Below are 10,676 nucleotides of genomic sequence, written 5' to 3'. Positions count from 1 at the left end.
AGAACGCACGGTCAATGTAGTGCTTGATGACCGTGATGCCGTTCTTTTCCGCATAAGCCGTGCATTCCCGAATCTGGCCTTCAATGGATTCTTCACGCTGGTTATACGATGAATAGCAGGCATAGATTACGGCGGTCATAGACTCACTTCCTTTTTCTTATCGAACAGACGGGTAGCTTTTTGCGTACTTGTAAATCTGCCGTGCACAGTCAAGGCTCATTTTGCTGGAATCGTTGTGTTTGAGCCATGCGTTCACGTTGCCCGGATTCAACTTTAAGTCCGTATAGAGACGATAATTCGTCAATTTCTTTTTCTTCTGAAGTTCCAATACCCGGCGATGGATCAGCTCTTTTGTGTCATTGTCTGCAAGGACGGCATCTCGCACCGAACAATAGCTGCGCCAAACCTTCAAATAGCCTTCCGGCAGTTCATGGGACTGGTTTTCTAAAAGCAGCAGCATTTGCGCCAGCGAGTAGCGGTTGGAAAGCTGCTCATATTCCGCAGCAACAGCGCTGGTTGCAGTATGGCGGAGCAACAAATCTACTTTATTAAAGGTCAGCGCATAGAGAAACAGCGGTTCTTTCAGGCGGGGATTCTCGCTCCCATCTCCATTGCAGCGTTCGATTGACACAGGTTGAGTTATCGGCAGATACAGCAAACACAGCGGGCAGCTCTGTTACCAGAGCTGCCCGTTGTGTTCGTTTATGAAAAGGAGAACTTAGATCTCATACCACTTGATCTCGTTGGCATCCAGATGCAGAGCAAAGCTGCTGCCGTCTGTGGTGTAAACGGTGGTGTCCTGCGGCTCGTACGTGTTGTTCACCACACAATACTTGCCGTTCTTGACGTAGGCGTGAACTTCTACATTATAATTGGAGCTGAACCATGTATGCAGTTCCTCCTCGCTGTGGGCACTCCACAGGATAGCGCGGTAAAGGGTGCGGCTGTTGGCAAAACTGTAAGGCACACCGCTGATGTACACGGCACGACCCTTGCCGAAGTCGTGTGCCGCCATCTGCACTTCCTTGTTCCGCTGCACCAGCACTTCGGTGCCTTCAAGGGCGTAGATGTTCTTTTTGCCCTCGCCAAAGTCCACGGGTTGGTCGGCGTCCTGCAAGATAAAGTGGTCGGGGTGCTCCTCCCAGTTGTACTTGTCGTAGTTGAGGGTGAAGCCGTTTTCTTCCTCCACGCCCAGCACGCTGGCAAGCTGGAGAATGTGGCCCTGATACGGGTGACCGGAAGGCTCACCCACGCCGATAAAGCCGCCGCCGTTCCAGACGAACTTGCGGATAGCGGAGGAGATCTCCGGGTCTTCCCACCAGATGCCGCCGGTGTGTGCGGTGTCGGCATCGCCGACATTGATAATGACATCCAACGAATCCAGCAGATGCGGGTCGTTCTTGATATCCTCAAAGCTAATAAACTTCACATCAAAGGGCGCACCGGACAGCATCTCAATGACACCGGCATAGCTATAGTTTTGCTTGTAATAGAGGGCGTGATGCACCATGTGACAGCCCCAAGCCCGCATTTTACCCCAACAGTTCAGCACGGCCACTCGCTTGACACAGTAGGGTGTGGTGCCCTTGATGTTCTCGTACAGTTCGCGGAACTCGTTGCAGACGCTCTCCACGTAGTCCACGAACTCCGGGAACTGCAAGGCCAGTTTCAGATAGCCGCCATAGCCGATGCGGTCGATGGGCTTGCGCAGGATAGCGCGGCGGGCTGTAACCCAGTTCTCCTTGGCTTCCCGCACCGGGTCGCCGCCCTCGTGGAAGGTGTCGGGGAAGAAGTACGGCAGGAAACGGCCCTCGGTGTACTTCACGCCCTCAATGTCAGAGATCAGGCGCAGGGTGGAGCCGTTGCCCACGCTGCCCACTACGGCATCCAGTCCGATGGTCTTGAACTCCGGCATGAAAGGTTCGGTGCCGATCCAGTGATCGCCGAGGAACATCATGGCCTCGCACCCGCACGCGTGGGTGATGTCCACCATCTCCTTGGCAAGCTTTGCCACCTCGCGGCGCTGGAAGGCCTGAAAATCCCGAAATTCCTTGCTGGGCACCCGATACTGGTTGTTGTAGTAGCCCTGATCGATGATGTACTCCGGGCGGAACTTGTAGCCCACCTCCTGCTCAAACTGATTCAGGATGTAGGGGCTGACCGAAGCAGAGTAGCCATACCAGTCCACGAACTTCTCCCGCTTCAGCTCGTCGAAGATCAGGGTGAACTGGTGGAAGAAGGTGGTGTAGCGGATGACGTTTACATAGGGGTGCTCGGCAATGAACCTGCGCAGGCGCTCCATGGAATACTTGTGGGTCTTGGGCTGACGCACGTCAAAGGTGATCTGGTGCTCAAAATTCGTCCAGCCGTTGGTGGTAGCGTTGTACATATGCACCGGGTCCCAGATGAGGTAAGCCAGAAAACTGACGGTATACTCATGGAACGGTACGGCCTGTACGGTCACACTGCCGTCGGCGTAGCTCCACTGCTCCGGCGGCACGGGCTGACCGGTGGTTCGATCCATGACCTCCCACCAGCGGGTGATGTCGTCGTTGGTGTTCACCTGCATCAGCTCTGGGCTGATGCCCTTCATCAGCGGGATGGTCACGGTGTCGCCGGGGGCGGTGTAAAAGCCGGTCATGATGTAGCACTGCTGCACCTCGTCCGGGTTTGCCTTTGCCCACGCGTTGTCCTTGCGGGTGGTATAGTAGGTGGAGTAGATCTTGGCGTCCGCATCCTTGAGCTGCTGCGGAAAGTCGGTGCCGTCGCAGTCGCGGATGGCATCAGCACCCCACTTTTTTAAGATCTCCAGTGTTTCGGGCACAACGTCCAGGTCTGTGGGAATGGTCACGCGCCCGGTCTTTCTTATTTCATCCATGGGAAACTCTCCTTTTGCCTCTTTTTGAATCGTAGGGGGTCAATCGTAGGCGGCGTTATACAGCGCCAGCACAGCCAGCAGCAGCGCTACGCCCACCAGCATGATGCCAAGCCCTGCCAGCTGCCCGGTCATTTTCCAGCCGGACACCACCAGCACCAGTGCCAGCACGAACAGCACCAGCATCAGGATCATGCGCAGGGCGGGATGGTTTTTCCAATATGCTTTCATCGTCTGTCTCCTTAACCTTTCAGGCCGCCCACGGTCATGCCCTGCGTCAGCTGCCGCTGCACGCAGATGTACAAAATCAGGGTAGGCAGCATCACCAGCACAAGGCCTGCGTACATGGTACCGTACTGGGCGGCGCTCTGCTGCGCCTGCATCAGGTTCAAAAGACCTACCGGCAGGGTGCGGGGTGCCTTGGTGGAGCTCATCAGGGTCATGGAGATGATATACTCGTTCCAGAAGGACAGGAAGTTGAACAGGATAATGGTGATGATGGAGGGCTTTGCCATGGGGAAGATGATGCGGGTCATGGTGGAAAAATAGCTTGCACCGTCGATATAGGCGGCCTCCTCAAAATCGTGGGGCAGGGTGGCAAAGTAGCCCGACAGCAGGTAGATGGTAAAGGGCAGCGCGGTGGCGGCGTATACCACCGCCAGCACCACCAGATTGTTCAGCAGAAAGCCGCTGCCGAAATGGCCTTTCAGCCACACATCGCTGTCCCGCAGCATCAAAAAGATGGGCACCACGATGTAGTTCACGTTGATGAACAGGCCCGCCATGAACAGGGTGTTCAGTACCTTGCGCCCCTTGAAGTGGAAGCGGGACAGGCAGTAGGCGGCGGGCAGGGCAACGACCAGCAGCAGTGCCAGCGCCAGCGCGGTGACGATGACCGAGTTGAGCATATATTCGCCCATTTGGGCACCATTCCATGCGTTGACAAAGTTCTGCCAGTAGAACCCGGCGGGCAGTGCCCAGGGGTTGCCGTAGAACTCTGCATTCTGCTTGATGGAGGCCATGAACACCCATGCCACCGGCACGATGATGGTAACGGCCAGCAGAACCAGCACAAAATAGATGAAAAACTTGTACAGACCTTCCGCAGAGCGGGAAGATTTTTCGGTGGTATTCTGCATCTTCTTCCCTCCTTAAAATTCCAGCGTATCGCGGTTGGTGACCTTGTTGACACAGGCGGACAGGGCAAACGAGAACAGGAAGATTACCACGCCGATAGCCATACTGTAACCATACAGGCCGGCGTCTTTCTGGCTGTACATATAGCTCAGTGCCACATCCGATGCGCCGTTGGGCCCGCCGCTGGTCATGGCCTTGACGAAGAGGAAGGCCATGTTGATGGTGGAGATGATAAAGAAGGTGAGGGTGGTGCGGATATTCGTCCAGATGAGAGGGATGGTGATCTGGAAGAACTGGGTCAGCCGCCCGGCACCGTCCAGATTGGCGCTCTCGTACAGGCTGATGGGCACGGCAGACATGGAGGCCATGTACATGACCATGTAGTAGCCGATGGCCTGCCACACCATGGCAATGATGATGGAGGGGATGACCAGTTTTTCGCCCTTCCACAGGATGGGGTCGCTCATGTTGCGGAACAGGCCGATGATGCTGTTCAGCATGCCGTTTTCCGGCTTATAGATGGCAGAGAAGATGCCGGAGATGACGACCACCGACAGGATGTTGGGGATGTAGAAGATGATGCGGAAAAAGTTCTGGCCTTTGATCTTCTCCCGGGTGAGGATGGCGGCAAATACCAGTGCAAAGGCGAAGGTGATCAGGGTGACCGTTACCACCAGCAGGATCATATTCTGCATGGAGCGGATGAACTGGGTGTCCCGCAGCAGATGCTGGAAGTTTTTGAGCCCCACAAAGGTCTCGTTGGGAGAATAGGCACCCCGCTCATACAAACTCATGCGGAACACGTTGAGGGTGGGCAGGATCATAAAGAGGAAAAACAGGATGGTAGCCGGTGCCACACAGAGGAATACGAACCGTTTGCGGCTTTTATCCGTTCTCATAGGGGATTGACCGCTCCTTTCTTGATGGTACTGTACAGCCCAAAAAAGCGGAGGCGGTAAAAACCGCCCCCGCTGGGCAGGGCTTAATTACTCGATGATGTTGGTGCGCATCTGGTCGCTGGCGGACTTGATGCCGTCGATCCACTGCTGCTCGGTCATGCTGCCGGACACCAGAGAGTTGACGGGGTCGAAGAACACGGTGCGGACTTCCACGCCGGGGATGGCGCTGAAGGCTGCAAAGTTGCCCATAGCTGCCTTTGCGCCGTTATCATAGATGGAGTAGAACATCTTGTTGTCGCCGTCCAGATCATCGGCAATGCCCAGCACAGGCTGGATCGCACCGCTCTCGGCGAACAGCTTGCAGGCTTCGTCACTATACAGGTACGCCACGAACTGCTTGGCTGCATCCAGATGCTCAGCACCCGCCGGGATCCATGCCTGCTCGAACCAGGTGTAGCTGTAGCTGTCGCCGCCGGCCTTGACAGCGGGCAGAGCGGTCATGCCCCACTCAAAGCCGTCTGCACGGGGTGCTTCGGCCATCTCGCCCACGATCCAGGTGCCGTTGGGCATGAACAGGGCCTTGTTGTCCAGCACCAGCTGCTGATTCTGGGTAAAGTCCTGATCGTTGGCCTGTGCGGGGGTGATGGGATTAGTGTAGGAAGCCAGCTTTGCCACGATATCAAAGCAGGTCTTTGCCTCGGGGGTGTCCCAGATGCCCTCGGTGTAGTGGGTGGCCTTGTTGAAGAAGTCGGGGCCGCCGGCAGCGTACATCAGCGCATAGAAGAAGGCGTCGAAGTAGCCGGTGGTGGGGTAGGTGAACAGGTAGGTGCCCTCAGCGGCAGCCTTGTCGCCCAGTGCCCACATCTCGTCCCAGGTCTTGGGCACGTCCCAGCCCTTTTCCTTCAGGAAACCGGCGTTGTAGAACAGGCCGCAGGGGCTGTAGAACATGGGAGCCAGATAGGTTTTGCCGTCGCCGTAGGGGTTGGTCAGGGAGGTGTCGGTAAAGCCGCCGGCGATCTTCTCGCTCACCTTCTTGCTCTCGCCGGGCACAGTCATGCTCAGCACATCGGTGATGTCGGCGATCAGGTTGCCCTTGATGAACTGCTCGGTCAGGGCAGCTTCACGGCCGGTGGCCAGATGGACCACGTCGGGGTAGTCGCCGCCCTGCATGGAGGGGCCGATGACGTCCTCCAGCTTCTTGTCGGTGGTCAGGTCCACCTTGATGCCGGTCTGTGCGGTAAAGGCTTCGGTGACCTTCTTCCACATCTCAGCGCCATAGCCGGTCTCGATGGCAGCGACCTTGATGGTCACGTTCTCTGCTGCGGCAGAAGCAGCAGAAGAAGATGCCGCGCTGGATGCGGTAGAGCTGGAAGAACCGCCGCAGGCGGCCAGGCCCAGTGCAGCGGCACCCACGCCAGCCACTTTCAGAAAATTGCGACGAGAAATGCGTTTCATAGTGTATCCTCCATCATAAAGTTCCGTTCAAAACACAGCCGGGGCAAACAGGCTTCGTCCGAAGGGGCTGTGGTTTTTTCTGCTTCCAATATAGAGGTTTTCACGGTTTGCAACAAGGTCTTTGTTGTTTCATTTTTTAGAAATATTGCTTTTTGGAAATTTCTTTCAGCAAAAGCAATAAAATTTGTACTGTGGTTTTGGTACATTCTCCCCGCTTGTAACCAGTTTGACATATTTTTTGCACTCTATCGAAGGCAAAAGTATTGAACCCGTCCAAAAATCAGGGCTTGCATTTTTTCTTCATTGCCTCTATAATGAGAAAAACGCACGAAAAAGCGCATCGTTTTTAGGCTTGTATTTTTAGTATCTTGCTTTTATTTTTATAGTTTTTGCGTTTTGCTTCAAAAGGAGCCATTTATGAGTAGCGAGCGATTTGATATCCGCCTTGCTCCCGCTCCACGGGATGCCTTCCGGCTGCTGTACCTCAGCAAAAGCAAATTTGGCGGCGATTGGAACAGCACTGCCCACACCCATTCCTGCACAGAGCTGTTCTACTGTCTAAGCGGAGAAGGTCAGTTTTATTTAAGCGGTCAGCTTTATCCGGTCAAACCGGATGATATGATTATCGTCAATCCGCAGGTAGAGCATACCGAGTTGAGCCTGAATGCTTCACCGCTGGAATACATTGTATTGGGCGTTGCTGGCATCGAGATCTTATTTGGAAAATCAGATTCTTCCTACGCCATATTCAACTGCCGGGAAAATCGGGAGCGGATGGTGACGCTGTTCCATATGCTGCTGGCCGAAGCAGACCGCAGTCTGGACGGCTGCGAAACGGTCTGTCAGGATCTGCTGGAAGTGCTGCTCATCTGGCTGGTGCGGTGTACCACGCTTTCTTTGCAGGTAGAGGAAACGCCCCGCTCCGACAGCCGGGAGTGTGTGGAGATCAAGCGGTATCTGGACACCAACTACCGCGAAGATATCTCGCTGGATACCCTTGCCGAAATCGCCCACATCAACAAATACTATCTGGCCCACACCTTCCAAAAAGAGTATGGCATCTCTCCCATCACCTATCTGAACCGCCGCCGCATTGAGGAGAGCAAGCATATGCTGGGCAACACCAGCTACAGTCTGGCGCAGATCAGCGAGCTGATGGGCTTTTCCTCCCCCAGCTATTTCTCCCAGTGCTTCCGCAAGGCGGAGGGCATGACCCCCAACGAATACCGCCGTCAGACGCGGCAGGGAAAACGCCCCGCCCCGACAAAACGGCATGAAGTATAACGAAAACGAGGAATTTATGATGAAATCCGTTACCCTTTCTCTGCTCCAGTCTGCTGCAAGTGCCTTTGATTTTGGCGGGCCTGTGCTCTGCGATGCTCACCACTATGGTGAGGGGCATATCAACGACACCTTTGTGGTCTGGCGGGAAGATCATTCCAAACGCTTTATTTTGCAGCGCATCAACACAGATACCTTTACTAACCCGGTGGGCCTGATGGAGAATGTCTGCGGCGTGACCCGGCATCTGCGGGCGAAAATTCTTGCCGAGGGCGGCGACCCAGCACGGGAAACGCTGAATGTCATCCCAACTTTGTCGGGGTCGACTTACTATCTGGATGCAGACGTCGGCGCATGGCGTGCCTACGACTTTGTAGAAGATACCATCTGTTTGCAGCAGGTCGGCAGCGAAACCGACTTCCGCACCGTGGCCGAGACACTGGGCAAATTCCAGAACCAGCTGGAGGATTACCCGGCCTCCACCCTCCACGAAACCATCGCCCGCTTCCACGACACGCCCAACCGCTATGCCGATTTTGAAAAAGCCCTCGCCGCCGATGCACTGGGCCGGGCAAAAAATATCACGTCGGAAATCGAATTTATCCATGCGAGGGAGCAGGACTGCCATGTCCTGCTGGATCAGCTGACAGCTGGCGAAATTCCTCTGCGCGTCACCCATAACGATACCAAGATCAACAATGTCCTAATCGACGCCGCCACCGGAAAAGGCATCTGCGTCATTGACCTCGACACCGTGATGCCGGGACTTTCGGCCTACGACTTCGGCGATTCCATCCGCACCGGTGCCAACGACTGCGCTGAGGACGAACCTGACCAGAGCAAAGTCCATTTTGACCTGCATCTGTACGAAGTGTTCGCCAAAGGGTATCTCTCCACTGCCGGGGCATCCATGAGCATGGCAGAAAAAAAGAGTCTTGCATGGGGTGCAAGGCTCATGACACTGGAATGCGGCATCCGTTTTCTGACTGACTATCTGGAGGGCGACCATTATTTCCATATTGCTCGCCCGGATCACAACCTCGACCGCGCCCGCACCCAGTTCACACTGGTGCGGCAGATGGAAGAGGTTTTCGATCAGATGCTGGAAATCGTCTGCCCGGACAATCACTGATTTCGCGATCTCCTCCATTCGAATACAGCAAGAAGCATGGACGTTCTCCTTTTCGGGGGCGTCCATGCTTCTTTTTACAGCTTATGCCCGATAATGTGCAGCGTGATGTGATTCTGGAGATCATTCACAAGCATAAGGACTACCTTACCTCTCTGGAAGCCGCACTCGCAGATGTTAAAGACCAGACAGCATAACAACAGGCACATGGTATGCTGTTTACCGATGTCCAAAGGAGCGTGCGTTTGAACAAAAAGAAAAAGTCCACAAACACTTCCTCTTATCCCGATGAAGTCATCGACCGTCTGGCACGGGCATTCTACCCGGCCATCCTTGCCTGCTGGAACAGCGAGGAAGGGCAGCGGTCACTTGTCGGGGCGGAGGCCCCTCCATCTTGCTAACGCAAGACCGTTCGGTCGCTCAAAAGCCCCACTGGGGCTTTTGTTGCTGCGCAAACGCGAGCTTGCCTATGGCAGGCAGAGCAGGCTCATCATGCAAACAACGAAAAACAGGAAGTTCCCACTTGCTGGGTATTCGTAAAACAGTTTTCGAGAAATGACACGGCAACTGCCTGTCAGGATTGGTTACGAGCACCCGGCTAGGCCGAGGAAGCATCAAGTCCCATGTCCGCACCGTCAAGGTGTTGAACATGGGACTTTTTGCATATCGGGGGTCTGTACACCTCTATCAAGGTGTAACACACTAGACTTTGTACCAAAGCCGTGTGCCAAGGGTACTGCGCCCCTTGGAATCCCTGCTCACATCGCCCATGGGCGATGTGGGTTCGCCGCACAAAAGGCTCTCGCAAAGGCACACCCGGCTGTCTGCGGCGAGGGAAAGGCACTTCTGCGGAAGTGTAATAACCCACTATGACACTTTCAGCTCTGCGGACTGCAAAGTGTAGTGGGCTCTCCGAGGGGGAACGGCTGTATAGGCTGCGTTTCGGGCAAATCGCTGCGTACGTGCGTACAGGAGGTTGGTACGCACGTACGCAGTAAAATGGTCAAGTTCTATAATATAGGGGGTGCGTTTCGATCAGCAATATGATATACTTACCTTAATCCGACAATTCACCCCTTTGCCATTAGTTGCTATGCTATGGAGGTTATTATGGAAAACCTTGTCATGTACGGCCTGATTAAAATTTGGTGGATTTTTCCATTTGCTTTCGTTTTCTCATTGGTTGCGGCTATTAAAGAAGCTGTCAAAGATGGTTCTAATGATTTGAAGTATGCGCTAATTTCCGCAGTTAGCTTATTTATTCTTGTGGCTGTTTGTATGCCTTACTATAATTACTAGTAAGCAGGGTTTGGGGCAGGCACGCCCCAACAAGAAGCTGTCCCAAAGGGGCAGGAAATTTTCAAAAATTGAAAATTTGTGGCCACGGGACGATTCTTGCTCTCACGAAAACCCATACTTTTTGAAAAAACGCTTTTCGCAGCCAAAGGAGGATGCACCATGAAAAAAGAGATCGAAGCCTTTGTCAACGCAGCCAACGAGCAGGAGTTGGAAGCCGCATGGAATAACCTCTCGGCAGAGGAACAGCGGATTTTCGAGCAGCTCATGGAGGAAGACTCACCCGAAGATGCACTGGCATTTTTCGCCCAGCTATATGACGATACCCCGAAGGAGCAGGCCAGCGAAACCGTGAGCATCTCCGAAAATGAAATCTATTTCAAGCGGCAGCCCTTGACCGAAGAGCAGAAGAAGCACGGCTCCTATGTAGATGAGAACGGCAATCTCCATGTCAAGAACCTGTCCGCCTTCTGGATTCCAGAACTGACCACCACGGAGAAAGTCGGTCACACCACCTATACCGTGACCGGCAGCTATGAGGGCAAGGAGTCCTTTTTGAAGAAGCTGGAGCGCATTGTTGCCAAGAACGCCCAGCAAAAATTTG

At 54.3% G+C, this 10,676-nt stretch carries 12 protein-coding genes and 1 pseudogene; 5 read left to right on the top strand and 8 right to left on the bottom strand.

What is annotated here, in order from left to right; translation table 11 throughout:
• The 8 genes and pseudogenes from ACT8X9_RS11055 to ACT8X9_RS11020 form a co-directional block, all read right to left on the bottom strand.
• Positions 1–139, bottom strand: a pseudogene (locus ACT8X9_RS11055) (recombinase family protein); the annotation flags it as partial.
• 18 nt (positions 140–157) lie between these two features.
• Positions 158–658: a transcriptional regulator gene (locus ACT8X9_RS11050; protein WP_444269020.1), complete on the bottom strand. Its 501-nt coding sequence runs from the start codon at positions 656–658 to the stop codon at positions 158–160.
• A 60-nt stretch (positions 659–718) separates the two neighbouring features.
• Complete coding sequence (gnpA, locus tag ACT8X9_RS11045; protein WP_444269019.1) at positions 719–2,878, bottom strand: 1,3-beta-galactosyl-N-acetylhexosamine phosphorylase; 2,160 nt, start codon at positions 2,876–2,878, stop codon at positions 719–721.
• Between the two features lie 39 nt (positions 2,879–2,917).
• The gene (locus ACT8X9_RS11040) at positions 2,918–3,106 is read right to left on the bottom strand and encodes a DUF6903 family protein (RefSeq protein WP_005926920.1); all 189 of its coding nucleotides are present in this window, start codon (positions 3,104–3,106) and stop codon (positions 2,918–2,920) included.
• Positions 3,107–3,117: 11 nt separating this feature from the next.
• Entirely contained in the window at positions 3,118–4,014 is an 897-nt protein-coding gene (locus ACT8X9_RS11035; protein ID WP_444269018.1) for a carbohydrate ABC transporter permease, read from the bottom strand.
• 12 nt (positions 4,015–4,026) lie between these two features.
• Complete coding sequence (locus ACT8X9_RS11030; RefSeq protein WP_444269017.1) at positions 4,027–4,911, bottom strand: carbohydrate ABC transporter permease; 885 nt, start codon at positions 4,909–4,911, stop codon at positions 4,027–4,029.
• Between the two features lie 87 nt (positions 4,912–4,998).
• A complete protein-coding gene (locus ACT8X9_RS11025) occupies positions 4,999–6,366 on the bottom strand; it encodes a carbohydrate ABC transporter substrate-binding protein (RefSeq protein WP_444269016.1) in 1,368 nt (455 codons plus the stop codon).
• On the bottom strand, positions 6,363–6,599 hold the full coding sequence (locus tag ACT8X9_RS11020; protein WP_444269015.1) for a hypothetical protein: 237 nt from the start codon (positions 6,597–6,599) through the stop codon (positions 6,363–6,365). The genes ACT8X9_RS11025 and ACT8X9_RS11020 overlap by 4 nt, the downstream gene beginning before the upstream one ends.
• A 184-nt stretch (positions 6,600–6,783) precedes the next feature.
• Between ACT8X9_RS11020 and ACT8X9_RS11015 the strand changes: the two genes are divergently transcribed.
• The 5 genes from ACT8X9_RS11015 to ACT8X9_RS10995 form a co-directional block, all read left to right on the top strand.
• On the top strand, positions 6,784–7,650 hold the full coding sequence (locus ACT8X9_RS11015; RefSeq protein ID WP_444269014.1) for a helix-turn-helix domain-containing protein: 867 nt from the start codon (positions 6,784–6,786) through the stop codon (positions 7,648–7,650).
• Between the two features lie 19 nt (positions 7,651–7,669).
• Positions 7,670–8,779 carry a phosphotransferase enzyme family protein gene (locus ACT8X9_RS11010; RefSeq protein ID WP_444269021.1) on the top strand — a complete coding sequence of 370 codons (1,110 nt, stop codon included), beginning with the start codon at positions 7,670–7,672 and terminating at the stop codon, positions 8,777–8,779.
• 242 nt (positions 8,780–9,021) lie between these two features.
• Positions 9,022–9,177: a hypothetical protein gene (locus ACT8X9_RS11005; RefSeq protein WP_444269013.1), complete on the top strand. Its 156-nt coding sequence runs from the start codon at positions 9,022–9,024 to the stop codon at positions 9,175–9,177.
• A gap of 709 nt (positions 9,178–9,886) precedes the next feature.
• On the top strand, positions 9,887–10,075 hold the full coding sequence (locus tag ACT8X9_RS11000; RefSeq protein WP_113993379.1) for a hypothetical protein: 189 nt from the start codon (positions 9,887–9,889) through the stop codon (positions 10,073–10,075).
• A gap of 159 nt (positions 10,076–10,234) precedes the next feature.
• On the top strand, positions 10,235–10,676 hold a 442-nt coding region (locus tag ACT8X9_RS10995; protein ID WP_444269012.1), incomplete at its 3' end, for a hypothetical protein.

The sequence above is a fragment of the Faecalibacterium sp. genome (assembly GCF_052358865.1).
Taxonomy (GTDB): Bacteria; Bacillota; Clostridia; order Oscillospirales; family Ruminococcaceae; genus Faecalibacterium; species Faecalibacterium butyricigenerans.
This window is presented reverse-complemented; position numbering and strand designations above follow the sequence as displayed.

Bases quoted from the DNA above. Each gene is read 5' to 3' on its own strand.
- gnpA (WP_444269019.1), bottom strand. From the start codon at position 2,878: ATGGATGAAATAAGAAAGACCGGGCGCGTGACCATTCCCACAGACCTG.
- ACT8X9_RS11040 (WP_005926920.1), bottom strand. From the start codon at position 3,106: ATGAAAGCATATTGGAAAAACCATCCCGCCCTGCGCATGATCCTGATG.
- ACT8X9_RS11035 (WP_444269018.1), bottom strand. From the start codon at position 4,014: ATGCAGAATACCACCGAAAAATCTTCCCGCTCTGCGGAAGGTCTGTAC.
- ACT8X9_RS11030 (WP_444269017.1), bottom strand. From the start codon at position 4,911: ATGAGAACGGATAAAAGCCGCAAACGGTTCGTATTCCTCTGTGTGGCA.
- ACT8X9_RS11025 (WP_444269016.1), bottom strand. From the start codon at position 6,366: ATGAAACGCATTTCTCGTCGCAATTTTCTGAAAGTGGCTGGCGTGGGT.
- ACT8X9_RS11020 (WP_444269015.1), bottom strand. From the start codon at position 6,599: ATGTCAAACTGGTTACAAGCGGGGAGAATGTACCAAAACCACAGTACA.
- ACT8X9_RS11015 (WP_444269014.1), top strand. From the start codon at position 6,784: ATGAGTAGCGAGCGATTTGATATCCGCCTTGCTCCCGCTCCACGGGAT.
- ACT8X9_RS11010 (WP_444269021.1), top strand. From the start codon at position 7,670: ATGAAATCCGTTACCCTTTCTCTGCTCCAGTCTGCTGCAAGTGCCTTT.
- ACT8X9_RS11000 (WP_113993379.1), top strand. From the start codon at position 9,887: ATGGAAAACCTTGTCATGTACGGCCTGATTAAAATTTGGTGGATTTTT.